The organism is Stenotrophomonas sp. SbOxS2, assembly GCF_013416715.1.
GTDB lineage: Bacteria > Pseudomonadota > Gammaproteobacteria > Xanthomonadales > Xanthomonadaceae > Stenotrophomonas > Stenotrophomonas lactitubi.
In genome coordinates, this window is sequence record NZ_JAAVXD010000005.1 from 397577 (window position 1) to 421804 (window position 24228).

At 66.1% G+C, this 24228-nt stretch carries 31 protein-coding genes and 4 tRNA genes; 16 read left to right on the forward strand and 19 right to left on the reverse strand.

All coding sequences use genetic code 11. From position 1 onward, the window contains the following. The first annotated feature begins 69 nt into the window (after positions 1-69). From pheS to HFK18_RS11380, 7 genes are all read left to right on the forward strand, one after another. The gene (gene pheS, locus HFK18_RS11350; RefSeq protein WP_180166343.1) at positions 70-1065 is read left to right on the forward strand and encodes a phenylalanine--tRNA ligase subunit alpha; all 996 of its coding nucleotides are present in this window, start codon (positions 70-72) and stop codon (positions 1063-1065) included. An 83-nt stretch (positions 1066-1148) separates the two neighbouring features. Next, entirely contained in the window at positions 1149-3545 is a 2397-nt protein-coding gene (gene pheT / locus HFK18_RS11355; RefSeq protein ID WP_180166344.1) for a phenylalanine--tRNA ligase subunit beta, read from the forward strand. A 27-nt stretch (positions 3546-3572) separates the two neighbouring features. After that, the gene (locus HFK18_RS11360; RefSeq protein ID WP_005410432.1) at positions 3573-3872 is read left to right on the forward strand and encodes an integration host factor subunit alpha; all 300 of its coding nucleotides are present in this window, start codon (positions 3573-3575) and stop codon (positions 3870-3872) included. Continuing rightward, positions 3853-4209, forward strand: a complete 357-nt coding sequence (locus tag HFK18_RS11365; RefSeq protein ID WP_005410431.1) for a MerR family transcriptional regulator — start codon at positions 3853-3855, stop codon at positions 4207-4209. Before HFK18_RS11360 ends, HFK18_RS11365 begins: the two co-directional genes overlap by 20 nt. A 67-nt stretch (positions 4210-4276) precedes the next feature. Continuing rightward, a tRNA-Pro gene (locus HFK18_RS11370) sits at positions 4277-4353 on the forward strand. A gap of 118 nt (positions 4354-4471) precedes the next feature. After that, positions 4472-4675 carry a hypothetical protein gene (locus tag HFK18_RS11375; protein ID WP_180166345.1) on the forward strand — a complete coding sequence of 68 codons (204 nt, stop codon included), beginning with the start codon at positions 4472-4474 and terminating at the stop codon, positions 4673-4675. Beyond that, on the forward strand, positions 4669-5010 hold the full coding sequence (locus HFK18_RS11380; protein WP_180166346.1) for a phosphotyrosine protein phosphatase: 342 nt from the start codon (positions 4669-4671) through the stop codon (positions 5008-5010). The genes HFK18_RS11375 and HFK18_RS11380 overlap by 7 nt, the downstream gene beginning before the upstream one ends. Here HFK18_RS11380 and HFK18_RS11385 read toward each other — a convergent pair. Together HFK18_RS11385 and HFK18_RS11390 are read right to left on the reverse strand one after the other, a co-directional pair. Beyond that, positions 4980-5429, reverse strand: coding sequence for a GNAT family N-acetyltransferase (locus tag HFK18_RS11385; RefSeq protein WP_180166347.1), 450 nt, complete (start codon positions 5427-5429; stop codon positions 4980-4982). The two genes, HFK18_RS11380 and HFK18_RS11385, sit on opposite strands and share 31 nt — an antisense overlap. Positions 5430-5544: 115 nt before the next feature. Continuing rightward, positions 5545-6048 carry a DUF3011 domain-containing protein gene (locus HFK18_RS11390; protein WP_180166348.1) on the reverse strand — a complete coding sequence of 168 codons (504 nt, stop codon included), beginning with the start codon at positions 6046-6048 and terminating at the stop codon, positions 5545-5547. Between the two features lie 281 nt (positions 6049-6329). On the opposite strand from HFK18_RS11390, the gene HFK18_RS11395 reads away from it, so the two are divergent. Next, positions 6330-6698, forward strand: coding sequence for a hypothetical protein (locus tag HFK18_RS11395; protein WP_257216168.1), 369 nt, complete (start codon positions 6330-6332; stop codon positions 6696-6698). Between the two features lie 21 nt (positions 6699-6719). Here HFK18_RS11395 and HFK18_RS11400 read toward each other — a convergent pair whose 3' ends face one another. Further along, positions 6720-7412, reverse strand: a complete 693-nt coding sequence (locus tag HFK18_RS11400) for an aspartate/glutamate racemase family protein (RefSeq protein WP_180166349.1) — start codon at positions 7410-7412, stop codon at positions 6720-6722. A 160-nt stretch (positions 7413-7572) separates the two neighbouring features. Here HFK18_RS11400 and HFK18_RS11405 point away from each other — a divergent pair, with 160 nt between their 5' ends. The 3 genes from HFK18_RS11405 to HFK18_RS11415 all read left to right on the forward strand — a co-directional run bounded on the left by HFK18_RS11405 (position 7573) and on the right by HFK18_RS11415 (position 9221). Beyond that, a complete protein-coding gene (locus HFK18_RS11405; RefSeq protein WP_180166350.1) occupies positions 7573-8205 on the forward strand; it encodes a cation transporter in 633 nt (210 codons plus the stop codon). 99 nt (positions 8206-8304) lie between these two features. Then, the gene (locus HFK18_RS11410; RefSeq protein ID WP_099819122.1) at positions 8305-8943 is read left to right on the forward strand and encodes a LysE family translocator; all 639 of its coding nucleotides are present in this window, start codon (positions 8305-8307) and stop codon (positions 8941-8943) included. A gap of 104 nt (positions 8944-9047) precedes the next feature. Then, on the forward strand, positions 9048-9221 hold the full coding sequence (locus HFK18_RS11415) for a DUF1328 domain-containing protein (RefSeq protein ID WP_025876319.1): 174 nt from the start codon (positions 9048-9050) through the stop codon (positions 9219-9221). A gap of 25 nt (positions 9222-9246) precedes the next feature. Here HFK18_RS11415 and HFK18_RS11420 read toward each other — a convergent pair whose 3' ends face one another. From HFK18_RS11420 to HFK18_RS11440, 5 genes are all read right to left on the reverse strand, one after another. Next, positions 9247-9579 (reverse strand): SMR family transporter, encoded by a 333-nt coding sequence (locus HFK18_RS11420; RefSeq protein WP_089236273.1) that lies wholly within the window; start codon positions 9577-9579, stop codon positions 9247-9249. Between the two features lie 13 nt (positions 9580-9592). Then, positions 9593-10165 carry a TetR/AcrR family transcriptional regulator gene (locus tag HFK18_RS11425; RefSeq protein ID WP_180166351.1) on the reverse strand — a complete coding sequence of 191 codons (573 nt, stop codon included), beginning with the start codon at positions 10163-10165 and terminating at the stop codon, positions 9593-9595. Positions 10166-10241: 76 nt separating this feature from the next. Then, the gene (locus HFK18_RS11430) at positions 10242-10997 is read right to left on the reverse strand and encodes a transporter (protein ID WP_180166352.1); all 756 of its coding nucleotides are present in this window, start codon (positions 10995-10997) and stop codon (positions 10242-10244) included. 70 nt (positions 10998-11067) lie between these two features. Beyond that, positions 11068-11301, reverse strand: a complete 234-nt coding sequence (locus tag HFK18_RS11435) for a DUF1653 domain-containing protein (RefSeq protein ID WP_100554160.1) — start codon at positions 11299-11301, stop codon at positions 11068-11070. Between the two features lie 12 nt (positions 11302-11313). Continuing rightward, entirely contained in the window at positions 11314-11577 is a 264-nt protein-coding gene (locus tag HFK18_RS11440) for a hypothetical protein (RefSeq protein ID WP_100553074.1), read from the reverse strand. Positions 11578-11993: 416 nt separating this feature from the next. Here HFK18_RS11440 and HFK18_RS11445 point away from each other — a divergent pair, with 416 nt between their 5' ends. From HFK18_RS11445 to HFK18_RS11455, 3 genes are all read left to right on the forward strand, one after another. After that, a complete protein-coding gene (locus HFK18_RS11445) occupies positions 11994-12200 on the forward strand; it encodes a hypothetical protein (protein ID WP_089236267.1) in 207 nt (68 codons plus the stop codon). A 130-nt stretch (positions 12201-12330) separates the two neighbouring features. Further along, positions 12331-12894, forward strand: coding sequence for a DUF3011 domain-containing protein (locus HFK18_RS11450; protein ID WP_089236266.1), 564 nt, complete (start codon positions 12331-12333; stop codon positions 12892-12894). A 174-nt stretch (positions 12895-13068) separates the two neighbouring features. Continuing rightward, the gene (locus tag HFK18_RS11455; RefSeq protein WP_032978640.1) at positions 13069-13272 is read left to right on the forward strand and encodes a hypothetical protein; all 204 of its coding nucleotides are present in this window, start codon (positions 13069-13071) and stop codon (positions 13270-13272) included. Positions 13273-13417: 145 nt separating this feature from the next. Here the strand turns inward: HFK18_RS11455 and dxs are convergent, their stop codons facing one another. The 7 genes from dxs to HFK18_RS11490 all read right to left on the reverse strand — a co-directional run bounded on the left by dxs (position 13418) and on the right by HFK18_RS11490 (position 19915). Beyond that, positions 13418-15325 (reverse strand): 1-deoxy-D-xylulose-5-phosphate synthase, encoded by a 1908-nt coding sequence (gene dxs, locus HFK18_RS11460; protein ID WP_100554159.1) that lies wholly within the window; start codon positions 15323-15325, stop codon positions 13418-13420. Positions 15326-15430: 105 nt separating this feature from the next. Beyond that, a complete protein-coding gene (locus HFK18_RS11465; protein ID WP_025876340.1) occupies positions 15431-16096 on the reverse strand; it encodes an HNH endonuclease in 666 nt (221 codons plus the stop codon). 403 nt (positions 16097-16499) lie between these two features. Further along, positions 16500-18290 (reverse strand): acyl-CoA dehydrogenase C-terminal domain-containing protein, encoded by a 1791-nt coding sequence (locus HFK18_RS11470; RefSeq protein WP_180166353.1) that lies wholly within the window; start codon positions 18288-18290, stop codon positions 16500-16502. A gap of 65 nt (positions 18291-18355) precedes the next feature. After that, positions 18356-18832 (reverse strand): LEA type 2 family protein, encoded by a 477-nt coding sequence (locus HFK18_RS11475; RefSeq protein WP_180166354.1) that lies wholly within the window; start codon positions 18830-18832, stop codon positions 18356-18358. A 163-nt stretch (positions 18833-18995) separates the two neighbouring features. Then, on the reverse strand, positions 18996-19547 hold the full coding sequence (locus tag HFK18_RS11480) for a lipocalin family protein (RefSeq protein WP_180166355.1): 552 nt from the start codon (positions 19545-19547) through the stop codon (positions 18996-18998). Between the two features lie 174 nt (positions 19548-19721). Beyond that, positions 19722-19797: transfer RNA gene (locus tag HFK18_RS11485), tRNA-Phe, on the reverse strand. A 42-nt stretch (positions 19798-19839) separates the two neighbouring features. Then, positions 19840-19915 (reverse strand) — tRNA-Phe (locus HFK18_RS11490). A 337-nt stretch (positions 19916-20252) separates the two neighbouring features. Between HFK18_RS11490 and HFK18_RS11495 the strand changes: the two genes are divergently transcribed. Next, positions 20253-21272 carry an NADP-dependent oxidoreductase gene (locus HFK18_RS11495; protein WP_180166356.1) on the forward strand — a complete coding sequence of 340 codons (1020 nt, stop codon included), beginning with the start codon at positions 20253-20255 and terminating at the stop codon, positions 21270-21272. 70 nt (positions 21273-21342) lie between these two features. Here the strand turns inward: HFK18_RS11495 and HFK18_RS11500 are convergent, their stop codons facing one another. After that, complete coding sequence (locus HFK18_RS11500; protein WP_180166357.1) at positions 21343-21795, reverse strand: hypothetical protein; 453 nt, start codon at positions 21793-21795, stop codon at positions 21343-21345. A 180-nt stretch (positions 21796-21975) separates the two neighbouring features. Between HFK18_RS11500 and HFK18_RS11505 the strand changes: the two genes are divergently transcribed. Continuing rightward, the gene (locus HFK18_RS11505) at positions 21976-22149 is read left to right on the forward strand and encodes a hypothetical protein (RefSeq protein ID WP_165780992.1); all 174 of its coding nucleotides are present in this window, start codon (positions 21976-21978) and stop codon (positions 22147-22149) included. 54 nt (positions 22150-22203) lie between these two features. Here the strand turns inward: HFK18_RS11505 and HFK18_RS11510 are convergent. From HFK18_RS11510 to HFK18_RS11520, 3 genes are all read right to left on the reverse strand, one after another. Beyond that, positions 22204-22279 (reverse strand) — tRNA-Ala (locus HFK18_RS11510). Positions 22280-22416: 137 nt separating this feature from the next. After that, entirely contained in the window at positions 22417-23331 is a 915-nt protein-coding gene (locus tag HFK18_RS11515; RefSeq protein ID WP_180166358.1) for an alpha/beta hydrolase, read from the reverse strand. Beyond that, entirely contained in the window at positions 23321-24214 is an 894-nt protein-coding gene (locus tag HFK18_RS11520; protein WP_180166359.1) for an alpha/beta hydrolase, read from the reverse strand. The genes HFK18_RS11515 and HFK18_RS11520 overlap by 11 nt, the downstream gene beginning before the upstream one ends. Between the last annotated feature and the right edge of the window lie 14 nt (positions 24215-24228).

Genomic DNA, 24228 nt, shown 5'->3' on the forward strand with positions numbered 1-24228 from the left:
GGCAAGCGGTGGCGACGGCGCGGCCCTTCGCGCATCGCGATGGCAGACCGACTGGAGTTCCGGCTACCCATGAGCGACATTCAATCCCTCACTTCCCAGGCGCTGGCCGACGTGGCCGCCGCGCAGAGCCCTGACGCGCTGGAGCAGCTACGCGTGGCCCTGCTTGGCAAGAGCGGCAGCATCACCTCGCAGCTCAAGCAGCTCGGTGCGCTGCCGGCCGACGAGCGCAAGGCCGCCGGTGAAGCCATCAACCAGGCCCGCGATGCGCTGAGCAGCGCGCTGGGCGAGCGCAAGGCGGTGCTGGAAGATGCCGCACTCGATGCGCGCTTGGCCACCGAGGCGATCGACATCACGCTGCCCGGCCGCAGCGGCGAACGCGCTGGCCTGCACCCGATCACCCGCACCCTCGAGCGCATCACCGGCATCTTCGGCCGGCTGGGCTATGAGTTGTCCGAAGGGCCGGAGATCGAGGACGACTGGCACAACTTCGAGGCGCTGAACTTCCCGCCGCACCATCCGGCGCGCGCCATGCATGACACCTTCTACTTCGGTGACGGTCGCTTGCTGCGCACGCATACCTCCGGTGTGCAGGTGCGCTACATGGGCGAGCACCAGCCGCCGCTGCGCATGATCGCCGCCGGCAAGGTCTATCGCAGCGACAGCGACCAGACCCATTCGCCGATGTTCCACCAGGTCGAAGGCCTGCTGGTCGACGAGCACTCGACCTTCGCCGATCTGAAGGGCACGTTGTCCGAGTTCGTGCGCGCGTTCTTCGAGCGTGATTTCGAGATGCGTTTCCGCCCCAGTTACTTCCCGTTCGTCGAACCCGGCGCGGAAGTGGACATCGCCTGGCAGCAGCCCGACGGCAGCACCCGCTGGCTGGAAGTGCTCGGCTGCGGCATGGTCCACCCCAACGTGCTGCGCAACGTCGGCATCGATCCGGAACGCTACACCGGCTTCGCCTTCGGCATGGGCGTGGAACGCTTTGCGATGCTGCGCTACGGCGTCAACGACCTGCGCGCGTTCTTCGAGAACGACGTGCGGTTCCTGAAGCAGTTCGCGTAACGCATTAGGTAGCGCCGGGCCGTGCCCGGCGGACTCAACAACGCAGGCCCAGGCGCATGCGCCGGGCCCACCAGGGTGACACCATGAAATTCTCCGAAAACTGGCTGCGCAGCCACGTCCCGACCACTGCCTCGCGCGATGAGCTGAGCGCGGTGCTGACCGCCATCGGCCTGGAAGTGGAAGAGGTGACCGCGCTTGGCGATGGCCTGCAGCATGTGGTCGTCGCGCGCATCGTCGAAGCCGAGCGCCATCCCGAAGCCGACCGCCTGCAGGTATGCAAGGTTGATGCGGGCCAGGCTGAGCTGCTGCAGATCGTCTGTGGTGCGCCGAATGCGCGCCCGGGCCTGGTCGCGCCGCTGGCGATGGTCGGTGCGCAGATCGGTGAATTGAAGATCAGGCCGGCCAAGCTGCGCGGCGTCGAATCCAACGGCATGCTGTGCTCGGCCAAGGAGCTGGGCCTGGACAACGATGCCTCCGGTCTGCTGGAACTGCCGGACGATGCGCCGGTCGGCCAGACCCTGGTGGAGTACCTCGGCCTGCCGGACGCCAGCATCGAGATCAAGCTGACCCCGAACCGCGCCGACTGCTTCAGCATCCGCGGCATCGCCTATGACGTTGCAGCAGCGACGCGCAGCGAAGTACTGGATTTCATCGCAGAGCCGATTGCTGCCCAGGGCAGTCGCGAGCTGGCGATCCAGCTTGATGCCGGTGCTGAAGCGCCGCGCTATCTCGGTCGTGTCATCGAAGGTGTCAACGCCGCGGCGAAGACCCCGTTGTGGATGGCCGAGCGCCTGCGCCGCAGTGGTGTGCGCCCGGTGTCGCTGCTGGTCGACATCACCCAGTACGTGATGCTCGAGCTGGGCCAGCCGATGCACGCCTACGATCTGGGCACCCTGCAGGGCACGATCGGTGTGCGTCGTTCGCGCGCCGGTGAAAGCCTGAAGCTGCTGGATGGCCGTGATGCTGCGCTGGACGACAGCTTCCTGGTGGTTACCGATGCTGACCGTGCGGTCGGCCTGGCCGGCCTGATGGGCGGCTTCGACACCCGCGTCACCGACGCCACCACCGCCGTGTTCCTGGAAGCGGCGCACTTCGCGCCGGCCGCGATCATGGGCCGTGGCCGCAAGCTCGGCCTGCACACCGATGCCGGCCACCGCTTCGAGCGTGGCGTCGACCCGGCGCTGCCGCGTACCGCCATCGAATACGCGACCCGCCTGGTGCTGGACCTGGCCGGCGGTACGCCGGCGCCGGTGACCGAGGCGGTACATGCGGCCGACCTGCCGCAGCCGGCCACGATCCTGCTGCGCCGCGCGCGCATCACCCGCGTGCTGGGCATCACCATCGACGACGCCGAGGTCGAGCGCATCCTGCGCGCGCTGGGCATGCAGGTGGTGGTCGCTGGCGAAGGCTGGCAGGTCACTGCGCCGAGCCGCCGCTTCGACATCGCCATTGAAGAAGACCTGATCGAGGAACTGGCCCGCATCCACGGTTACGAGCAGATTCCAACCACGCTGCCGGGCGGGGCCTCGCGCGTGGCGATGCCGAGCGAAACCCAGCTGGACGCGTTGAGCGTGCGCCGCCAGCTGATCGCCCGCGATCTGCAGGAAACCGTCAATTTCGCCTTCGTCGACGACGGCCTGCTGAGCCACTGGCAGCTGCGCGATGCTCTGGTGCCGCTGGCCAATCCGCTGTCGGCCGAACTGGCGGTGATGCGCCCGTCGCTGCTGCCGGGCCTGGTCGCCACCCTCGGTCGCAATGCTGCGCGCCAGCTGGGCCGCGTGCGCCTGTTCGAGCTTGGTCGTGTGTTCGCCCAGCAGGGCGGGGACGCGTCGCTCGGCGAAAGCCGGCCGGCGCCGCTGGAAACCCCGCGTGTGGCCGCTGCGGTCTGCGGTGAAGCGCAGGCGGTGCAGTGGGGCCTGCCGACCCGCAAGGTCGATTTCCATGACCTGAAGGGCGACCTGGAATCGCTGGCCGCTGCCAGTGGCGCGGTGCTGGAGTTCCGCCCGTCCAGCCGTGCCTACGGCCATCCGGTGCGTTCGGCCGAGGTCTTCCGCGACGGCGTGGCGATCGGCTGGATCGGTCAGATCCACCCGCGCCTGGCCAAGGCGATGGACATCGACGTGGACGTGTACGCCTTCGAGCTGGATCTGGAAGCGCTGTCCGCCCGTGCGCTGCCGCGCGCCGGTGAACTGTCGCGCTACCCGGCGGTGCGCCGCGACCTGGCCTTCCTGGTGCCTGAACAGGTGGCCTGGAGTGACCTTGCCGCGACCATCCGCCAGGCGGCCGGCCCGCTGCTGCGCGAGCTGAACCTGTTCGACCGCTATGTCGGCCAGGGCGTCGAGCCGGGATTCAAGAGTCTCGCTATGGGCTTGATTTTGCAGGACAAGTCGCGCACTCTGACGGACCGCGACGTGGAAGCGGTAGTGGCCGAGGCGGTCACTGCCATCGAGCGTGAACACCACGCCCGGATCCGCGGCTGAGCGGGCAGCACTCGGGGGTAGCAGGCAATGGCATTGACCAAGGCGGAGATGGCGGAAAAGCTGTTCGACGAAGTCGGTCTGAACAAGCGGGAAGCCAAGGAATTCGTCGACGCGTTCTTCGATGTGCTGCGTGAAGCATTGGAACAGGGACGTCAGGTGAAGCTGTCGGGCTTTGGCAATTTCGACCTGCGGCGCAAGAACCAGCGCCCGGGTCGCAACCCCAAAACCGGCGAGGAAATTCCGATTTCCGCCCGTACGGTGGTTACCTTCCGTCCGGGCCAGAAGCTCAAGGAGAGGGTGGAAGCTTATGCTGGATCCGGGCAGTAACCGCGAACTTCCGCCGATTCCGGCCAAGCGCTACTTCACCATCGGTGAAGTCAGCGAACTGTGCGACGTCAAGCCGCACGTGCTGCGTTACTGGGAAACCGAGTTCCCCAGTCTCGAGCCGGCCAAGCGCCGTGGCAACCGTCGTTACTACCAGCGCCACGACGTGCTGATGGTGCGGCAGATCCGCAGCCTGTTGTACGAACAGGGCTACACCATCGGTGGCGCGCGCCTGCGCCTGGATGGTCCGGATGCGCGCGAGGAATCGGCCTTGAGCAACCAGATCATCAAGCAGGTGCGGATGGAACTGGAAGAAGTGCTGCAACTGCTGCGTCGCTGACCCATTTCCGCCGTAATCCGCTATACTTCACGGCCCGCCGCACTGGCGGGTACATCGCAGCATCAGTCGGGGCGTAGCGCAGCCTGGTAGCGCATCTGCCTGGGGGGCAGAGGGTCGTCGGTTCGAATCCGGCCGTCCCGACCACTGTGATGAAACAGACAAGCCTGCGCAGCGATGCGTGGGCTTTTTTGTTGCGGCGTTGTATCCTGCGCGCACTCGTACTACCGCGGCTGCTGAACCCGGTACCCACGAGAATACGATCATGGAAACGCAAAGGAACCGCGCCTGGAGGCGCTCGCGGTCGCGCCATCACGGCGGCGACCACACGGCACCCGTGCCGATCTTCAAGCCGGAAAAGAACTGGAAGCTGATGTATACGCGCGGCGACAAGCTGCTGCGGGCGCGCCAGCTGGGTTTCACCTATCCGGTCCTCAGCCCGCGGCAACTGCTGGATCAGGAATGTTGAACCTGTTGTTTGTCTGCAGCCGCAACCAGCTGCGCAGCCCCACCGCCGAAGCGATGTGGCAGCGCCGGCCCGGTATCAGTGCGCGCTCTGCCGGCACCAGCCCGCACGCGCGCCGGCCCATCAGCCCAGCGGATATCCGCTGGGCCGATGTCATCTTCGTGATGGAGCCCAAGCACCAGCATCGGCTGCAGGCGAATTTCGCGCGCCTGCTTGAACACACGCCGCTGCACTGCCTGGATATCCCCGACGACTATCGCTGCATGGACCCGGCGTTGATGGCGCTGCTGGAAGCGAAGGTCGCCGCTTACCTCACATCGTCAGTGGCGAAGCGGTAGATCAGCTCCGGGTCGCCTTCGTCGAGGCCGTGCACGATCCCGCACCTTACGAAGCCAGCGGCTGCCAGCAGCCGCTGCATGCTGGTATTGGACTGGTTGGTCGAGCTGAAAAGTCGGGTGCCAGCGCTGCACGAGGTGGCATGCAGCAGCAACGCGCTGCCGATGCCGTATCCGCGCAGCGGCGCGGCCACCATCAACATCTCGATGAAGGCTTCACCGAAGAAGTGCCGATGCTGGACCCGGTAGCCGGCCAGCGTGCCATCGAGCTCGGCAACGTGCATGTGGCCGTCCGCCAGCCACTGGCCGATCTGCACCGCACGTCGTGGGTCATGCGCCGCAACGCTGTCGAGGGCGATCAGTGCCGGAAGATCCGTGCATGCGGCCGCACGTATCTGAAGTGCTGGAGCCTGCCGGGTCATCGCGGACGGCTGCGCAGCAGCAAGGACATCATCGTTGCCAGATACCAGCGTTCCATGCGGTGTTTCCTGCTGTGGGAGCCTCATTCTAGCGAGGATGGGCGCGCCGCCATCGCACTCAGTAGACGCGGAATTCGGCGCGGCAGCCGTCGCTGACCCATACGCCGCGTCGGTCCCAGCCCCAGTTGCGGTCCTCGGTGCAGGTGGTGACCGACTTCTGCTTGACCAGCCGCACGTCATGACGGACGCGGATGCGGCACTGTTTCTCCTTGTTTTCATAGGATTCGCAGACCAGGCGCTCGCCATCGCGATCACGGTCACGTCCGGGCCAACGGCCTCGCCCACGCTCTTCGGCGACGAATTCGGCACGACAGCCGTCGGTGACCCACAGCATGCCGCGGCGCTGTCCCCAGTTGTCATCTTCCACGCACCGCGTCACCGACAGCTGCCGCGCCAGGCGCGCGCGTCCCTCGAACGGACACTGCTGGGTCTTGTTGAAGTGCGATTCGCAGGTGGTGCGCGGTGACGACTCGATGTCGTAATCCTGGGCCGAGACCGTGGTGGCGGCCAGCAGCAGGGCAAGCGCAGAACCGCCCAGGGGCAGTAACAGGCGAGGACTCATTGAAAAACCTCGGGTTGGGAGTGGGACGCAAGAATGGCGCACGTGCGGCGCTCTGCGACGACCGGGCCCTGCGCCGGCTCAGGACGGATTTATAAGTGTCCGGCGGCGCATGCAGGGCGTTACATCCCGTATCATCCCCGGCACATCCGATTGCATCGGTTTACAGTTTTTTACACGTTCCAGCGCTTTCGAACGCGACCTTCGGGCCTCGCCCGTGGCTGCTGGCGCGGGTGCGGGTGCGGACAAGGATGTGCGGACCACGACGACCACAGGGGGTTGCGTTGATCAGCAGTATCGTCATTCATCGGTCGGCCGGCACAGGCGCGGTCGAAGTGCAGGTCCTGGACACGACGTTCAAGGGCAAGCGTGTTTTTGTTGCCTGGGGCCTGCGTGGCCTGGAGTTGACCCGCGAAGCCGAGCCGGAAGATACGGTCGCGGCCCGGCGTGCCTTGCGGCTGGTTTCCCGCCAGGCCGACGGGCCGCGCAGCAGTGAGATTTTCATCGCCAACCAATCGGGCGTGGCGATCAGCGTCTACCGGATGCTGACCGAAGCCCGCAGCGGCGACGCCGTGTTCTTCCTGTGCGATTCGCCACCGGTGGTGGAATGGCTGGTCACTTCGCTGGAAGTGCAGCCCGAACCGACTGCGTGACCGGGTGTACGGCGATGTGCGTCATGCCAACGCCGCGTCTACCGCCGCGCGCGCATGCAGGGTCGTGGTGTCGAACAGCGGCACCGGGCTGTCTTCGGCACGCACCAGCAGCATGATCTCGGTACAGCCCAGGATGATCGCTTCGGCACCGCGGGCAACCAGGCGTTCGATCACCTCGACGTACACCCGCCGTGATCGCTCGTTGACCACGCCGGCGATCAACTCCTGGTAGATGATCGCATGCACATCGCGGCGGTCGTCGGCCTCCGGAACCAGTACGTCCAGGCCGAAGCGCTCGCTCAGCCGGCCACGGTAGAAGTTCTCTTCCATGGTGAAGGCCGTGCCGAGCAGGCCGACACGCTGCAGACCGGCCTGCACGATCGCGGTGGCGGTCGGGTCGGCGATATGCAGCAGGGGCAGCGGGCAGGCCGCCTCGATCTCACCAACAAGCTTGTGCATGGTGTTGGTGCAGATCAGCAGCAGTTCGGCGCCACCGGCCTGCAGCCGCTGGGCCGCATCGACCATCTCGTTGCCCAGCGCATCCCAGTCACCGTCATGCTGCAGCTGTTTGATGCGGGCGAAATCCAGCGACCACATCAGCAACTGCGCCGAGTGCGCACCGCCCAACCGCGCGCGTACCTCTTCGTTGATGAGGCGGTAGTACTGCGCCGAACTTTCCCAGCTCATGCCACCGATCAGGCCAAGCGTCTTCATGGGTCTCTCCGTGCCGGGGAGTGCCATTGCAGCACATCGCAGGCCGGGACACCGCGTGCCGGCGCGGCCGGGGCGCGCAATCGCAGATGGGCCCGCCGCAGCAGCTGCCGACACGGCTGATCGGCGTGATAATGGGCCACGACAGGCAGAGGGCAGGGCGATGGGCGAATGCTGTGGCTGCGGCAAGACGCTGGATGTGGCGGCCATGCAGGCGCGCCACCGGCGGGTGCTGTGGATCGTGCTGCTGATCAACCTGGCGACGTTTCTGATGATGGTCGGCGCGTCGTGGTACAGCCACTCGTCCGCGTTGCTCTCCGGTGCGCTGGACAACCTGGGCGACGCCGCTACCTACCTGCTGAGCCTGCTGGTGGTGGGTGCCGGCGTGGCGGCCAAGGCGCGGGTTGCGTTGTTCAAGGGCGCGCTGATCCTGGCGGCGGCGGTGGCAGTGGCGGTACAGATCGGATGGCGGCTGGCGCATCCGCAGGTTCCCCTGTTCGAAAGCATGGGCCTCGCCGCGCTGCTGAATCTTGCCGCGAATGGCTTCTGCCTGTGGCTGCTGACGCCGTATCGCAATGACGACGTGAACCTGGCATCGGCCTGGGAATGCGCGCGCAACGATATCTTCGAGGGCATTTCGGTGGTGCTGGCGGCGGCGTTGGTCGCGCTGTTCGGTGCCGGTTGGCCGGACCTGCTGGTCGCGGTCGCACTGCTGGTCGTGTTCCTGCGCTCGGCGCTGCGGGTGCTGCGCATCGCGATGGCCGAACTGCGTGCGTCGCGCGTTGCCAGCGGCTGAGTCGCAGCAGCTGTAACCGTCGAATCGACCCTGGACTGTGCATGGTGGTGACAGCCGCTGCGCACTATCCTTGCAGGGATTATTCCGGTGGACGAAGTGATGGCCCTGCATACCTGGTGGTGGTTCCTGGCGACAGTGTTCGTGCTGTGCGGCACGCCGGGTCCGAACATGCTGCACATCCTGGGGCGCAGTGTCGGCCTGGGCTTCCGTCGCAGCGTGCCCGCCATGGCCGGTTGCCTGCTGGCGATGCTGCTGGTGCTTGCGGCGTCCGCGGCCGGCCTGAGCGCGGTGCTGCGCTCGTCGCCGATGCTGTTCGATGTGCTGCGCTATCTGGGTGTGGCTTACCTGGCCTGGTTGGGCATCAAGGCCTGGCGGGACAGCTGTCGGCAGGCGCCGGTGGCGACAGACGTCGATGCAGCGCTGGCGCCGGTGCATGGTGCCTGGGCAGTGTTCCGTGGTGGTCTGCTGGTGGGGCTGAGCAATCCCAAGCTGCTGCTGTTCGCCGCCGCGTTCCTGCCGCAGTTCGTCGACCCCGCGCGTGGCCAGGCCGTGCAGTACACGGTGCTGGTGGCCACCTTCGCTACCTGCGAACTGTTCTGGTACGTGATGTACGCGGCGGGTGGACATGGGCTGCGCCGTTGGCTGGCAAAGCCCTTTGCGCAACGCTGGTTCGAACGCCTGGTTGGCAGCGTGTTTCTCGCCTTCGCAGTGGCGCTGCTGCGCTTCCGGCCGCGCTGAACCGGATCGTTTCACGCCGCGCCTGCGACCTGTTCACGCGTGTGGCATCGCGGCCTGCCTAACCTGATCGCACCTTCAGTATTCCCGTCAGGGAGAGGATCGACATGATCAAGTGGGCCATCATTTTCGCCATCATCGGCCTGATCGCCGGTGCGCTGGGTTTCGGCGGTATTGCCGGCGCCGCGGTGGGGATCGCCAAGTTCCTGTTCTGGGCCGGCATCATCATTGCGGTTGTACTGTTCGTGCTCGGCATGACCGTCGCGAAGAAGGTCGCCTAGCCCGGCAGTTCGTACAGCGGCGCGCTCAATGCGCGCTGCTGTGCGAGAACAGGTTGATGACCAGTACGCCGGCACAGATCAGGCCGATGCCGATCAGCGCCGGTGCATCCAGGCGCTGCTTGAACACCAGCAGGCCGATCAGCGAGATCAGCACGATGCCGACGCCGGACCAGATGGCATAGGCAATGCCGGTGGGGATCGACTTCATCGTCAGCGACAGCAGGTAGAAGCACACACCGTAACCGGCGAGCGCGCCCAGCGTGGGGCCGAGGCGGGTCATGCCTTCCGATGCCTTGAGCAGGGAGGTGGCGATCACTTCCAGCACGATCGCGCCGGCCAGGTAGAAATAGGGGTTCATCGCAGTCTCCCGCTCATGCCGGTTCGCACAGCTTCAGTGCCTCCAGGGCCATGGCCTGGGCATTCTGGCGTTCGGTTTCGTCCAAGGGCCGCCCATAGGCGGTAGCCCAGTAGCCATCGGCAACGCAACGCGCGGCATACAGCCGCGGATCGCAGGCTTCATCCGGAAACTCGGCCAGCATGCCGCGCAGCCACGTTCGCCAGTACACCAGCAGCGCCGGCTCCAGCATGTTGCCCATGGTGAGCCCGATGTCGTTGATCTGCTCCTGCTGCAGCAGATGTTCGAAATTGACCTGCACATAGGCACGGCTGAAGCCGCCATGGCGCGGCGGGGACTGCCGCAGCACCTCGCGCACTCTGTCCTCGAAGTCGGCGATGAGCGAAGTCAGCGTCGCCTCGATCAGGTCCTGCTTGCTGCCGAAATGATGGAACAGCGCGCCCTTGCTGACACCGGCCGCGTCGGCGACATCCTGCACGGTGAGGGCCGCCAGTCCATTCTGGCCGATGGTGTGGGCGGTCGCCTGCAGCAGCGCCTGGCGCACGCTGTCGGGCGCCTTGCGGCGGGAGCGGGGAGGGGATTCTGGCATGGGAGACGAAACCGACTGGACGGTATGATTGTAGCGCGGGGGCGACTCGCCCGACGCGCACGATCAGTTCAGCAGGTCACTGCAGATAGAACGCGATGCCGGTGCCGAGCTGCAGGTCGGGGCTGTTGCGATTGAGGCCGAGATCGAAAGAGGCGTCCAGCTGCACGTTCGGCCGCAGCATCCAGGTCAGGCCTGCGCCGGCGATGGCCTGGTCGGGTTGCTGCCTGGCGTGGGTAAAGCCGGCTTCGAGATAGGTGCCCAGCCGCTCGGTCACGCTCAGCGCGAGGCTTGGCGACCAGGTCGTGCTGCGCTGGCCTGCGCCGCGCTGATGGCTGCCATACAGCGCACCGCTCCAGCGCTCGTTGAAGGTGTGTTCGACGCTGGCGGCCAGCGCGTACTGGCGGCCATCGCTGAAGGCGGCATCGCCACGTGCGATCACACCGCTGGCCAGCAGCGCCCAGGCCGTGCGCTCGGTACTGCCGGGACCGGCCCATTTCACTCCGACCGTGCTGTCGCCGGCGCCGCGCTGCTGCGTGCGTGGCATGTCAGGGCCACGTTCGCGCTGGCGCTGCCACGGTGTGGACGCCAACTGCAGTTCCCAGCCCGGCGCCAACCCGGTGCGCAGCAACAGGTCGCTCGACAGCGAGGTCGTACGCAGGCCGTCGCGATCACGATCACGTTGATAGCTGGGCAGGCCCACTTCGACGGCAAGGCCGCCACGCGGCACCGTGTCAGTGCCGAAGCCGATGCCGGGACGGTCGAAGCTGGGAGGTTCTGCGGCCAGCACCGGGGTGCTGGCCAGCGACAGGACGATCAACAGGGTGCGGCGCATGCGGGCTCCGTCTCGCAGGGAGGCTTCAGCATGCGCGACGATGCCGTGCGCGCGGCGTGAGTCGCGCCGTTCAGTCGCTGATACGGGCGAAGCGTGCCTGCGGACCGTGCTCGCCGGGCACCTGTTCAATGAACATCGGATAGGGACGCACCCACAGTCCGCCTTCGCCGTACAGGGCGCGATAGAGCACCATCGGCTGCAGCGTTTCACTGCTGCGGACGATGTCGATCACCTCGTACTCGCCACCTTTGAAGTGACGGTAGCGGCCAGGTGTCAGCGCGGGCAGTGGGGCCAGGTCGGTCATCGGCAGCACCCGTTACCTGCGCGCCGGCGTTGCCGGAGTGGCGCAGTAGGCGTCGATGGCTTCGGCAGTGTTGGCCAGGCCCTGCGCTTGCGCCAGTTCCCATGGGCGCTCGCAGCGCTGGCTGTGCTCGCACCACTGATAGCCGGCCGAACCGATGCATCCGTGTGCATCGCGGTCACCACCAACCACGGGCGTGGCGGTGTCATGAGTGACCGGTTTTTCCGGGCTGGCACACGCGGCCAGGGCCAGCAGCGGGATCAGGAACAGGACTTTCATGGGGGCGGCTCCGTGCCGTAAACCGACAGTTTGTTCGGTCCCCGCAGCAGCGGCAAGCATCGCTGGCCAATCTTCAACTCAGCGATGCGCGGACCAGTTCCTCGATCAGTACCACGTAGCTGGCGGCGAAATAGAACTTCAGCAGCGTCGAACGCTGCAGTGGAAGCGAGGTGCGCATGTGGAAGGGGCCCCTGTTGATGACGATAGTGTGAAGCGCGGCTGACTTCGTGACAAGGGTCACGGAATGGATTTCCTAAATGGCCTCAGGGATGTGATGGGCGGCGCTTTCTGAGGTGCCGGTAGGGAGTTTTCGGATAAATCCGATAGGTCTTCCCCGGGGCGCTGGCTAGGCTGGTCGGGCATCGGAGATCGGCCTTGCGCCGGTCCCGGACTTCCCAGAAACGCAGGAGCTCACCATGGTCATCACTGTCCAATGCACCGCCCAGCGCTGGTCCATCCTGGATCCGCAGACACGGGCGACCGAAGAGTTCAGCACTGGTGCGGCAGCCTTCGACGCCGCTGCCTCGCGGGCCAGCGAACATCACTGCCGTACCGGCCAGCACAGCACCGTGCGCGTGGAAGCACTGGGCACCGCGGTCGACGCGCTGCACTTCGGCCGCTGAGCCGCCGCAGCCGCAGTCAGTTGCGGTTGGGTTGGTTGAATGGGGGAAAAACCGCCGTCGCAGCTCCCTCTGTGCGCCACGCCCGGAATCCCCGATGCTTGCCTCCACCGTATTCACCTGGAGACGAGGGATGGGCAAGGGACTCACTTGGCGCACCGTGGCGTGCACCCTGTTGCCGATGATGGCTGCCGCTGGCGGCGTGCAGGCGCAGAACTATGGCTACGACGATCGCTACGATGATCGTGGTGGCAATGGCATCGTGCGCTGCGAATCGATCAAGAACCGCAGCAACGAGTGCCGGCTGGAAGGGCGCGCGCGCATGATCCGCCAGTTGTCCGGCTCCCCCTGTGTGGAAGGTGAGACCTGGGGCCAGTCCCGTTACGGTGTCTGGGTTACCCAAGGCTGCCGTGCCGAATTCGTCGGTGAATACCGGCGACCGGGCGGTGGCGGCGGTGGTTGGGGCGGCGGTGGTGGCAACGGCTGGGGCGGAAGCCAGTGGGGTGGTGGCGGCCAGGTGATTGCCTGCCATTCCAATGACCGGCGCCAGCAGTACTGCGACGCACAGGTTCGTCGCGGCGTGCGTCTGGTCCGGCAGGAATCGCGCAGTGCCTGCATCGAAGGCCAGAGCTGGGGCTGGGACCGCCGTGGTATCTGGGTCAGCAACGGCTGCAGGGCCCAGTTCCAGGTGAATTGAGCGGCCGACGCAATCGGCTCAAGATCAGAGAAATCTGATAGCGATCACACTTCTTTCCTCGTATTGTCGACTCCCGGGACGCCTTGCGCGTCCAGGTTCGCACTGGCCATCCCTGTCGCGCCTGGTGCGGTCATTCTCTCGTCGTCGATACGCTGTTCAAGGAGTGAGCAACGCATGTTGATCCGACTGCAATGTGAGCAGCGCCAATGGCGCGTGCTGCACCCGGACAAGCCGGAACCGATCGAGTTCCGCGATGGCGTCCGTGCCTTCGATTTCGCCGAAACCCTGGCCCGCCTGCATTTCACCGATACCGGCCAGCGCGCCTCGGTGCGGGTGGAGTCCAGCGGTGCTTTTGTCGAAGCGATCAGCTACGGCTGAGAGCGCCGTTCGCCGGCAGGGTCTGCGGCATCCACGCATGGCGTGGATCTACTTTTGCGTCACCAGCACCCTGGTAGATCCACGCCATGCGTGGATGAGAAACCTGGGGAGCCACGCATGACGTGGCCCATACCTCCGCGGTTTCTCAGCCCGCCGCGCTCAGCGGCGGGTTACCAGCGGCCAGTTGCGGCCAGCGCTTGAGCAGGGCCGCACGGATGCCGGCGGCATCGATGCCGGCCTCGGCCAGCAGGTCCTCGCGGCTGGCGTGATGCTGGAAGGCATCGGGCAGGCCCAGGTGCAGGATCGGGCGCAGCACGTCCTCGGCATTGAGCAGTTCGGCCACGGCCGAACCGGCGCCGCCCGCCACCACGTTGTCCTCGATCGTCACCAGTGCGTCGTGCTGGTTGGCCATGGCCAGCACCAGTTCGCGATCCAGTGGCTTGACGAAACGCATGTTGACCACGCTCAAACCCAGTTCGCGACCGACCTGTTCGGCGGCGGCGACGGTGCTGCCGAAGGCGAGCAGGGCGACGCGGTTGCCCTGCAGGCGCAGCTCGCCCTTGCCGATCGGCAGGGTCGACAGATCGCTGCCGGCATCCACGCCGGTACCGCTGCCGCGCGGATAGCGCACTGCAGCCGGGCCGGGGTGCTGCAGTCCGGTGCTGAGCATCTGCCGGCACTCGGCTTCGTTGGACGGAGCCATCACCACCATGTTCGGCACGCAGCGCAGGAAGCTGAGGTCGAGGTTGCCGGCGTGGGTTGCGCCATCGGGGCCGACGACGCCGGCGCGGTCGATCGCGAACAGCACATCCAGATCCTGGATGGCCACGTCGTGCACCAGCTGGTCGTACGCGCGCTGCAGGAAGGTGGAATAGATCGCGACCACCGGCTTGCCACCCTGGGTGGCCATGCCTGCAGCCAGGGTCACCGCGTGCTGCTCTGCGATGGCCACGTCGAAGTAACGCTGCGGATACTCCTTGCTGAAGCGCACCAGGCCCGAGCCTTCGCGCATCGCCGGGGTGATGCCATACAGGCGGGGCTCTGCCGCGGCGGCGTCACACAGCCAGTCGCCAAACACGTCGGTATAGGTGGGCTTCTTGGCGCCGGTCTTGGCCACCAGGCCCTTGTCCGGATCGAACGGGCCCACCGCGTGGTAACCGATCTGGTCGCCTTCGGCGGGCTCGTAGCCCTTGCCCTTGGTGGTCATCACATGCAGCAGCTTCGGGCCCTTGGAGGCACGCAGCGTCTTCAGCGCAGACAGCAGCGCCGGCAGGTCATGGCCGTCGATCGGGCCGGTGTAATGGAAGCCCATTTCCTCGAACATCGTGGACGGCACGAACATGCCCTTCCAGTGTTCTTCCCAGCGCTTCACGAAACGGGCGGGGTTGTTCTTCTTGTCGCCGAGGATCTTCTTGCCGCCTTCGCGCAGCGCATTGAGCGTGCGGCTGCCGGTGGCGCGGCCGAGCATCTTGGTCAGCCCACCCACTGCCTCGGAGATCGACATGTTGTTGTCGTTGAGGATCACCAGCAGGTTTGGTTCCGGCTCCATGCCACCGGCGTGCATCAGCGCTTCGAACGCCATGCCGGCGGTCATCGCGCCGTCGCCGATCACAGCCACGACCTTGCGGTCGTCACCTTCGGTCTGGCGCGCGATGGCCATGCCCAGCGCTGCCGAGATCGAGGTCGAGGAGTGGCCAACACCGAAGGTGTCGTATTCGCTCTCTTCGCGCTTCGGGAACGGCGCGACGCCATCCTTCTGCTTGACGGTGTGGATCTCGTCGCGGCGGCCGGTGAGGATCTTGTGCGGGTACGTCTGGTGGCCGACGTCCCAGACCAGCTGGTCGACCGGGGTCTGGTACAGGTAGTGCAGGGCCACGGTGAGCTCGATCACGCCCAGGCCAGCGGCGAAATGGCCGCCGCTTTTGCCAACCGATTCGATCAGGTAGGCACGCAGTTCATCGGCAACCGCCGTCAGTTCGGATTCGTCGAACGTGCGCAGGTCATCCGGTGTCTGGATGCGCGCGAGGCGGGGATAGCGGGCAGAGTCGATCATCATGTTCGCACTTGTTCTGAACGCCCATTTTCGCCCTCAAACGGGGGTGGGGCAAGCAAACGCCGCCGTCCGTGACAGGACGGTGAGGGTTGCATTCCCGGCAGTTCAGGTGCAGAGCTTGGAACGCTTGGGCAGCTGGGCCCTCAGGAACGCCATCTGGTCGGCCAGGATGTTGCGGTTGGACAGGATCAGGTGCTCGATCCAGCTCGGCCGGTACGGCACCGCCAGCAGTGGCATGCCGGCCTGTTGCGGGGTGCGGTCGCTCTTGCGCGAATTGCAGTGGAAGCAGGCGGTGACTACGTTTTCCCAGGTATCCAGGCCGCCTTTGGACAAGGGCATGACGTGGTCGCGGGTGAGGGTAGGGCGTCCGAACTGCTGGCCACAGTAAAGACAGAGATGGGCATCGCGGGCGAACAGGGCCGGGTTGGTCAGGTTCGGCGTCGGGTCCAGCGCGCGTGAGCGGGCGTGGCCGCGCGCGGCGATGATCGGGTGCAGGTCCATCCCGCTCTGCATGCCACTGCGACGATTGGTCCCACCGTGGATGTGCAGGCAGGGGTCGCCGAGCGTCCAGGCGACCGCATCGCGGGCGTAGAGGCAGGCGGCGTCCTGCCAGGTGATCCAATCCAGGACCCGCCCGTGACCATCAAGTGAGAGCAACCGGACCGTGCCGGGGCGATGCAGCGTCGTGGCGTTGGGCGATGCTTCGGCGCCCGGAGCAGAAAACGGAGCTCCGGCTTCGATCAGACCCAAGCGTGTAGTGTCTGTCTCCATCGGGAAAACAGCTTATACCTGAATGTTGACGATTTGTGTATCGCCCAGCGGGCGATACACAAATCGTCAACATTCAGGTCCGCGCATTCCTCCTATTCCCCGCGCCGTTGGCGCGCCCCCTTTAACAAAAGGGGGCTTTTCTCCAGATGGATTTCGGGGGTTTCCATCCACGCGTGGCGTGGATCTACGTGTCGACCAAGGTCGACACCTACCAACAGCCGCGGGGAACTGTCAGGGGCGGGGCGGTGTGGGCTGGCAGGACCGTTGGCGCCATGGATGGCGCCATCGAGCCCCCAGGGATGGGTTTACGGCGTGTCCTGCCAGCCCACACCGCCACGCCATCCCGCAGGAAACCAGCCGTTGCTGTTGCTGTTGCTGTCGCGGGTGCCGGGCGCGGCCCGGCTCAGGCGCCGAAGCGTTCGTCGTCCATTGCCATCAGCGGTGCGGCACCCGCCTGGATGGCGGCCGCATGGCCGAGGGTGCGCGGCAGCACGCGGGCGAAGTAGAAACGCGCGGTCTCGCGCTTGCCCTGGGCGAATGCTGCGCCGTGTGCGCTGGCATCGGCGGCGGCAACGCTGCGGGCCCACCAGTAGGCCAGCACCACATACCCCGAATAGAACAGGTAGTCGTAGCTGGCTGCGCCCAGTTCGTCCGGGTTGGCGGCCGAACGCTGCAGAACGTCCATCGTCATCTTGCCCCACTCGGCGGCCTTGGCACGCAGCGGGCCGATGAACTCGGCCAGGCTTTCGTTGCCTTCATTGGCCTTGGCGAACGCTTCGATCTCCGCCAGCATCAGCTTCAGGCCAGCGCCCTGGCTGGACGCGGTCTTGCGGCCGATCAGGTCCAGCGCCTGGATGCCGGTGGTGCCTTCATACAGCGTGGTGATGCGGGCATCGCGGGCCAGCTGTTCCATGCCGTGTTCGCGGATGTAGCCGTGGCCACCGAAACACTGCAGGGCGTTGTAGGTGTTCTCGATGCCCCATTCGGTCTGGCAGGCCTTCGAGATCGGGGTCAGGAAGCTCACCAGGGTGTCGGCGCGCTCGCGTTCGCCGGCATCGTCTGCATGGTGGGCGACGTCGATCAGGGTGGCGGCGTGCAGCGCCAGCAGGCGGCTGCCTTCCACCAGCGACTTGATGGTCAGCAGCATGCGGCGCACGTCCGGATGCACCAGGATCGGGTCGGCCGGCTTGTCCGGGAACTTGGCGCCGCTGAGCGAGCGCGACTGCAGGCGCTCACGGCTGTACTTCAGCGCGTTCTGGTAAGCGCGCTCGGACAGGCCGATGCCCTGCAGACCGACACCCAGGCGAGCAGTGTTCATCATGGTGAACATCGCCTGCAGGCCCTTGTGCGGCTGGCCGACCAGGTAGCCCTGGGCGCCATCGAAATTCATCACGCAGGTGACCGAGCCCTTGATGCCCATCTTGTGTTCGATGGAGCCGCAGCGCAGCGCATTGCGCTCGCCAACGTTGCCGTCGCGGTCGACCTTGAACTTCGGAGTGACGAACAGCGAGATGCCCTTGGCGCCCGGCGGGGCGTCGGGCAGCTTGGCCAGCACCAGGTGCACGATGTTGCCGGTCAGGTCGTGCTCGCCGGCGGTGATGAAGATCTTGGTGCCGGTGATCGAATAGCTGCCATCGGCGTTCGGCTCGGCCTTGGTCTTGAGCAGGCCCAGGTCGGTGCCGCAATGCGGTTCGGTGAGGCACATGGTGCCGGTCCAGCGGCCTTCGATCAGCGGCTTCAGGAAGGCCTCGTGCTGCCAGGCTTCGCCGTGCTGCTTCAACGCTTCGATGGCGCCGTGCGACAGCAGCGGGAAGTTGCCCCAGGCCAGGTTGGCGGCGTTGATCATTTCGTTGAGCGGCACGCCCAGGGTGTGCGGCAGGCCCTGGCCGCCCAGTTCCGGTGACGCGGTCAGGCCGGTCCAGCCGCCGTCGACGAACTGGTCGTAGGCCTGCTTGAAGCCGGGCGGGGTGGTTACTTCGCCGCTGGCCTGGTCGAGCACGCAGCCGATCTCGTCGCCCACGCTGTTGAGCGGGGCCAGGACGCTGGCGCTGAAGCGGCCGGCTTCTTCCAGCACGGCATCGACGACATCGGCGGTGGCGTCGGTGAAGCCCAGGCGGGCGAACAGCGGCTCGACCTTCAGCACATCGTGCAGGCCGAAACGAAGGTCGGAAAGCGGGGCGGTGTAGCTGCTCATCGGTGCGTCTCGATTTGATCAGTAACAGGGGGAGCGGCGCGATGCGTCGCGGCGGAAAGCGGAGATCAGCGCAGTACGCCGGGCAGGCCCGGGGCCTGGTTCAGCGTGCTGCGGCTGTTGATGTCGAAGGTGCGCTGCTTCTTTTCCTGCGGCGTGGCCGACACCGTGCCCTTCAGGCTGTAGGCGAGGGTGCGGTTGCTGGCCAGTGCGTCGGCGATCACCAGGCGTGCAGCCGGGCTGGGCTTGAAGTTGACGTTGATGACATCGGCAGAGACGCCGCCGATGGAGATGCCCGGCTTGGCGGACAGGGGTCCGGCTTCTGTGTCGCCGATGGTCAGGGCCAGCGCGACGTCGTCGAAGCTCATCGGCATCGAACTGTAGTTCTGCAGACGCAGGGCGACGGTCCAGTCGCCGTTGGCCTGCACGGTCAGCTGCTGCAGGCTCGCCGCCGGTTCCGAAACACGCTTGACGATGCCATCGCCGCAAGCGACCAGGGCCAGGGTGCACAGGACGATCAAGACGGTACGGAAGCGGTGGAGCATGGGCGCAGGTCCTCTGAAGGCGGTGCGTGGAGTAAGCATACTACGGCGTATGGTGGAATGGGTCGCCTGCGGCGACCGGCCACAGAGGGTAGCGCGTGAAGATGTACGCGAGGCGTGCGCGATGCCGGATTGCGGACGTAGCGTGTCCCGGTTGGGCGGCGCCTCAATCGGCGGGCGCGTCGCGCAGGGGCGCCATCATGCGCAGCGGTGCGAGGTCGTAGCCCATCGCTTCGGCCTTTGCCTTCAGCTGGTCGAACAGGGCGCGGTCCATCTCCGGCAGCCGCGCGAGGATCCACAGATACTTGTGGCCGGGCTCACCGACCATCGCCCACTGGTAGTCGGGATCCAGCGCGATCACCCAGTAGTCGGCCCAGACCAGTGGCACCCAGCTCAGCCAGTCGGGAACGAAGCGCACCTGCAGTTGCCCGGGCTGTCCCGCAACGGGCCGAGCCACGCCTTCGGCGACAACCCGCTCGCCATCACCGTTGCGGCAGGCGTTGGTGACACTGATGCGGCCATCGCGGCGCAGCCCGTAGTTGGCGGTGATCTCGCCCACGCACTGCTTCTGGAACGACACCGGCAGATGTGCGATCTCGTGCCACTGCCCGGCGTAGCGATCGATGTCCAGTTCGTTGACAGCGCGCACGGGCTCGGCAGCGAGTGCCGGTGCGGCGAAAAGCAGCAGGCAGGTCAGCAGGGCAGGGCGCAGGCGCATTGATCGGCTCCGGGCAGGACTCTGGAGCGTAGGATGCACGGCACGCGGAGGTGTGAATGTTTCGTCAACCGGTGTGGCCGCGTCCGCGCAGGATCGATGCGGCGCGATCCACGTGCTGCATGGTCGGAAAGTCACAGACAAAAAAAAACCTGCATTTCTGCAGGTCTTTGAACATGGTGGCCGAGGACGGAATCGAACCGCCGACACGGGGATTTTCAATCCCCTGCTCTACCAACTGAGCTACTCGGCCATGTAGAAAAAAAAGACCCGCATTTCTGCAGGTCTTCGAAAGTGGTGGCCGAGGACGGAATCGAACCGCCGACACGGGGATTTTCAATCCCCTGCTCTACCAACTGAGCTACTCGGCCACTTGTTTCGTTGCAGCGATGTCGCTGCCGAGGACGCGCATATTACGGACGTAGGACAGGTTCGGCAAGCGTTTTGGAAAAAAACCTTCACATTGGTGTCTGCGACCGGTGGAAGGCCGTGCAAGTGGTTGATCCTGCGTTGAGCCGGCCTGACCGGGAATGCCGGACGCGGAAAACAGCGGCCCGTCGCTGACGCCAAAGCTGACGGGGCAAGCGATGCGGCGGCGAAGTGGGGAAGGTGCCGATGGAACGCTGTTTTCATGGCGCCCACGAGGGCACGGCGCGGCGTACTGTCGCTGTTCCCTCCCCGACGCTGCCCGCAGCAGAGCCATTGGACATGTCCGATTCAACCACCCGCATCGTGCTTGCCTCGCGTCCGCAAGGTGCGCCGGTCGCCGCCAATTTCCGCCTCGAACAGGCGCCCCTTCCGGCGCTGGGCCCCGGCCAGGTGCTGCTGCGCAACCGCTACCTGTCGCTGGATCCGTACATGCGCGGACGCATGGATGATGGCCCGTCATACGCACCGCCGGTGGCAGTGGATGCGGTGATGGAGGGCCAGACCGTGGCCGAAGTGCTGCAGTCACAGGCGCCTGGCCTGGCGGTGGGCGAACTGGTGCTGGCCCCTGGCGGCTGGCAGACCCACGCCGTGGTGGCGGGTGATGCGATCAGTCGGCGCCTGGATCCGGCCGGGCTGCCGCTGAGCACGGCGCTGGGCGTGTACGGCATGCCGGGGTTCACCGCGTACTCCAGCCTGACCGAAATCGGCAAGCTGCAACCCGGTGAGACCCTGGTGGTGGCTGCTGCCAGTGGGCCGGTCGGTGCCACCGTGGCGCAGTTGGCCAAGCTGCAGGGTGCGCGCGTGGTCGCCATCGCCGGTGGCGAGGCCAAGCGTGCGTACCTGGAAACACTGGGTGTGGACGTGGCGCTGGACCATCGCGCCTCCGATTTTGCAGCGCAGCTGCGTGCTGCCGTACCGGATGGCATCGACGTGTATTTCGAGAACGTGGGCGGGCATGTGCTCGACGCCGTGCTGCCGCTGCTCAATGATTTCGCGCGCATTCCGGTGTGCGGCACCATTGCCACCTACAACGCCCGCGGCGTCGCGCAGCCTGGGCCGGATCGGCTGCCGGCGCTGTTCAGCCAGATCCTGCGCCAGCGGCTGACCGTGCGTGGCTTCATCGTCCACGACTTCAAGCATCTGTGGCCGGATTTCGAGCGCGACATGCCGCAGTGGCTGCGCGATGGGCGCATCCAGTACCGCGAAGACGTCGTGCAGGGGCTTGAGAGTGCGCCGGAAGCCTTCTTTGGCCTGCTGCAGGGGCGCAATTTCGGCAAGCTGGTGGTGAAGCTGGATTGAGCGATTGCTTCATTGAGGGCACCGGAACGGAACCGGTGCCCTCAATCTTCGACGCGCGCCGTTCGTGGGCTTACGGGGCGAAACGCAGCTGTTTGGCGTCGCGGATCTGGATTTGGGTCTGGTAGTAGTACTTGTCGCTTTGCTGGCCGTTCGAATCGATGAAGGCGATGCGTACCCGACCCGCGGTACCGCGCACCAGCAGGCGCCGGTTCTGCAGCTGTTCGAGCTTCATGCCGAACGCTTTTTCCAGTTCCGGGCGCAGCGCGGCATCGATGTTGAGCGTGATGTTGAGTGGATGGCGGTAATCGCGCTCGCTGTTGAGGTAGATGCGCTCGCCTTCGGTACCGGTGGCCTTCACGGTCAGCACGAAAACGCCGGAGATGCCGCGAGAGGGATCATCCTGCGCCGCACGCACCGCTTCGTAGTTGCCGATATAGCCCGGTGGCGGCATCGGTTGCCGGTCAAGGCGATGCGCGCAGCCAGTGGCGAGCAGCAGTGGAATCAACAGGGCAGGGCGATACATGGCGCGTCCTTGTGCGAGGTGATCCGCCGATTGTGATCACGCGACGATGACGATCACAAGCACTGCAGGAGCGTGATGGCTGCACGCGTTGTTCGCGGGCAGCCGACCACCGCATCACGCAGGCGCGGATAGCGTTGTCTGCGTCACGCCGGCCTGTTGCCGGCGCCATGGGAGCGATTCATGACCGAACACGACAAGAAGACCTCGAATGCACACGAAGGCGTGCAGGAGAGTCGCCAGGACCGGCAGCAGGATGAAGTGGCCAAACAGCGTCCCGGCCAGCACGACCAGAAGGTGCACGATGCACATTCGCGTGCACCCGTGCGCAAGGACGGCGGGCAGGACCCAGCCTGAGCGGAAGGCCAAAACAGAAAGCCCCGGCAGTGCCGGGGCTTTCTGTTTTTCATATGGTGGAGCCAAGGAGGATCGAACTCCTGACCTCGTCATTGCGAACGACGCGCTCTCCCAGCTGAGCTATGGCCCCAAGGGGATGTTGCATCCCGTGGGCAGCGGAGCTGGCGCCACGTGACGGACCTAGCATAGCGCCGCCAGGTGCCGGCTGCCAAGGGGCACGCAGGGACGCAGCGGAATCGCCGCTGCGTCCCTCTGCGGCCCGTCGTTTCAGGGCAGCAGGGCCGCCGCGCGCTGGATCGCGATGTCGGTTGCAGCCGACACGCCATGCAGGTGGATGCAGGCGTGGATCATTCCCGGCAGGCGCTCCAGCGTGCAGTCCACGCCCGCCTCCCGCAGCTGCGCGGCGTACTGTTCAGCTTCGTCGCGCAGCGGGTCGAACTCACAGCTCAGTACCGTCGCCGCCGGCAGCCCGCGCAGATCGCGGGCATGCAGGGGCGAAGCAAGCGCCTGTCGGCGGTCACCGTCGCCCAGATAGGCCTGCCAGCAGCGCTGCATCAGTTCGGCGCTGAGGTAGTAGCCGTCGGCGAACTCGCCGTAGGTGCTGCTGGCCATGGTGGCATCCAATGCCGGGTACAGCAGCAATTGATGCGATGGCAGCGGCAGTCCCTGATCGCGCAGCAGCAGGCAGCACGCTGCGGCGAGATTGCCGCCCGCACTGTCGCCGCCGATGACCAGGCGTGCTGGATCAAGCCCCAGGTCTGCGGCATTGGCCTGCAGCCACAGCCAGGCGTCGACGACGTCGTGCAGCGGCGTCGGGAACGGATGCTCCGGGGCCAGGCGATAGCCGACGGCAGCGATGACATGGCCGCTGGCATTGGCCAAGGCCCGGCAGGGGCCGTCATAGACCGCCAGCGAGCACTGGAACCAGCCACCGCCGTGGGCGAACAACAGGGCCGGGCGCGGTTCCGTGCTGATGGCCGCGGGCGTGTACAGGCGCACGACCAGCGCATGGCCGTCGCGCGCGCTGATGACGTACTCCACGACATGCGATACCGCCTCGGTGGCGCCCTGCAGCGTGGGCAGCGCCTGCTCGCTCAGTGCGCGCAGTTCGAGCAGATCGTCCGGCAGCGGTTGCGCCGCCACCGCATCCACGAACGCCTGCAACGCAGGTTCAAGCGGCATGGTCAGCCTCCTGCAGGAACGGCAGCAGCTGGGCGAGGAAGGCCTGCGGTGCTTCTTCCATGATGAAGTGGCCACAGCCCGGAACGACGCTGCCGCGCAGATCATCGGCGTGCGGCTGCAGGGTCAGCATCGGGGCGTTGCCGGTGGCGTGCTCGGCGCCGATGGCCAGCACCGGCATCGTCAACCGGCGTTGTGCGCGGACCTGGTTCTGGCGGATCGTTTCCGGAATCGCGCGGTACCAGGCAAACCCTGCACGCAACGCGCCGGGCCGGCTGTAGGCGGCGATATAGGTTTCGCTGGCTACCGCATCGCGCCGGTACGACCAGCGGTCGAACATGAAGTCCAGGTAGGCGCGTTCGCGACCGCTGATGAGTGCCTCGGGCAGATCGGCTACCTGGTTGAACATGAAGTGCCACAGGAAGATGTTGTCGGCCGGTGCGGCGAAGATGCCCGGCTCAGGCGCCAACCCGGGAATCACCGCTTCGGTCACGGCCAGGCGCTGTACCGCCTGCGGCTGGTCGCTGGCCAGCGCATAGGCGATCCACATGCCGATGTCATGGCCGACCACCTGGTAGCGCTCGTGGCCGAGGGCCTGCATGGTCTGGTGCAGTACCGCGGCGGCACTGCCGGTGTCATAGCCGTGCGCGGGACGATCGGATTCGCCGATGCCGGGCGGGTCGACCGCGATCGCTTCGAAGCCGGCCTCGGCCAGCGCATGCAGCACGTGGCGCCAGGCGTACCAGGTCTGCGGCCAGCCCGGGATCAACAGCACCGGTTGCCCGCTGCCAGCGGAGACGCAGTGCACGCGCTGGCCGTCGATGCGCAGGTAGTGGTGGCGCAGGGTGTCGTCGCCGGGGGCACCAGCGGTGGGGAAGTTCGTCATGGGAATGTTCCTGT

Coding starts and splice junctions, on each gene's coding strand:
- HFK18_RS11380 (WP_180166346.1), top strand. CDS start 4,669: ATGTTGAACCTGTTGTTTGTCTGCAGCCGCAACCAGCTGCGCAGCCCC.
- HFK18_RS11365 (WP_005410431.1), top strand. CDS start 3,853: ATGCTGGATCCGGGCAGTAACCGCGAACTTCCGCCGATTCCGGCCAAG.
- dxs (WP_100554159.1), bottom strand. CDS start 15,325: ATGATCGACTCTGCCCGCTATCCCCGCCTCGCGCGCATCCAGACACCG.
- HFK18_RS11375 (WP_180166345.1), top strand. CDS start 4,472: ATGGAAACGCAAAGGAACCGCGCCTGGAGGCGCTCGCGGTCGCGCCAT.
- HFK18_RS11480 (WP_180166355.1), bottom strand. CDS start 19,547: ATGCGCCTGCGCCCTGCCCTGCTGACCTGCCTGCTGCTTTTCGCCGCA.
- pheT (WP_180166344.1), top strand. CDS start 1,149: ATGAAATTCTCCGAAAACTGGCTGCGCAGCCACGTCCCGACCACTGCC.
- HFK18_RS11430 (WP_180166352.1), bottom strand. CDS start 10,997: ATGCGCCGCACCCTGTTGATCGTCCTGTCGCTGGCCAGCACCCCGGTG.
- HFK18_RS11465 (WP_025876340.1), bottom strand. CDS start 16,096: ATGGAGACAGACACTACACGCTTGGGTCTGATCGAAGCCGGAGCTCCG.
- HFK18_RS11425 (WP_180166351.1), bottom strand. CDS start 10,165: ATGCCAGAATCCCCTCCCCGCTCCCGCCGCAAGGCGCCCGACAGCGTG.
- HFK18_RS11440 (WP_100553074.1), bottom strand. CDS start 11,577: ATGAAAGTCCTGTTCCTGATCCCGCTGCTGGCCCTGGCCGCGTGTGCC.
- HFK18_RS11505 (WP_165780992.1), top strand. CDS start 21,976: ATGACCGAACACGACAAGAAGACCTCGAATGCACACGAAGGCGTGCAG.
- HFK18_RS11390 (WP_180166348.1), bottom strand. CDS start 6,048: ATGAGTCCTCGCCTGTTACTGCCCCTGGGCGGTTCTGCGCTTGCCCTG.
- HFK18_RS11385 (WP_180166347.1), bottom strand. CDS start 5,429: ATGACCCGGCAGGCTCCAGCACTTCAGATACGTGCGGCCGCATGCACG.
- HFK18_RS11470 (WP_180166353.1), bottom strand. CDS start 18,290: ATGAGCAGCTACACCGCCCCGCTTTCCGACCTTCGTTTCGGCCTGCAC.
- HFK18_RS11415 (WP_025876319.1), top strand. CDS start 9,048: ATGATCAAGTGGGCCATCATTTTCGCCATCATCGGCCTGATCGCCGGT.
- HFK18_RS11445 (WP_089236267.1), top strand. CDS start 11,994: ATGGTCATCACTGTCCAATGCACCGCCCAGCGCTGGTCCATCCTGGAT.
- HFK18_RS11410 (WP_099819122.1), top strand. CDS start 8,305: ATGGCCCTGCATACCTGGTGGTGGTTCCTGGCGACAGTGTTCGTGCTG.
- HFK18_RS11360 (WP_005410432.1), top strand. CDS start 3,573: ATGGCATTGACCAAGGCGGAGATGGCGGAAAAGCTGTTCGACGAAGTC.
- HFK18_RS11405 (WP_180166350.1), top strand. CDS start 7,573: ATGGGCGAATGCTGTGGCTGCGGCAAGACGCTGGATGTGGCGGCCATG.
- HFK18_RS11400 (WP_180166349.1), bottom strand. CDS start 7,412: ATGAAGACGCTTGGCCTGATCGGTGGCATGAGCTGGGAAAGTTCGGCG.
- HFK18_RS11495 (WP_180166356.1), top strand. CDS start 20,253: ATGTCCGATTCAACCACCCGCATCGTGCTTGCCTCGCGTCCGCAAGGT.
- HFK18_RS11455 (WP_032978640.1), top strand. CDS start 13,069: ATGTTGATCCGACTGCAATGTGAGCAGCGCCAATGGCGCGTGCTGCAC.
- HFK18_RS11435 (WP_100554160.1), bottom strand. CDS start 11,301: ATGACCGACCTGGCCCCACTGCCCGCGCTGACACCTGGCCGCTACCGT.
- pheS (WP_180166343.1), top strand. CDS start 70: ATGAGCGACATTCAATCCCTCACTTCCCAGGCGCTGGCCGACGTGGCC.
- HFK18_RS11420 (WP_089236273.1), bottom strand. CDS start 9,579: ATGAACCCCTATTTCTACCTGGCCGGCGCGATCGTGCTGGAAGTGATC.
- HFK18_RS11500 (WP_180166357.1), bottom strand. CDS start 21,795: ATGTATCGCCCTGCCCTGTTGATTCCACTGCTGCTCGCCACTGGCTGC.
- HFK18_RS11515 (WP_180166358.1), bottom strand. CDS start 23,331: ATGCCGCTTGAACCTGCGTTGCAGGCGTTCGTGGATGCGGTGGCGGCG.
- HFK18_RS11450 (WP_089236266.1), top strand. CDS start 12,331: ATGGGCAAGGGACTCACTTGGCGCACCGTGGCGTGCACCCTGTTGCCG.
- HFK18_RS11475 (WP_180166354.1), bottom strand. CDS start 18,832: ATGCTCCACCGCTTCCGTACCGTCTTGATCGTCCTGTGCACCCTGGCC.
- HFK18_RS11520 (WP_180166359.1), bottom strand. CDS start 24,214: ATGACGAACTTCCCCACCGCTGGTGCCCCCGGCGACGACACCCTGCGC.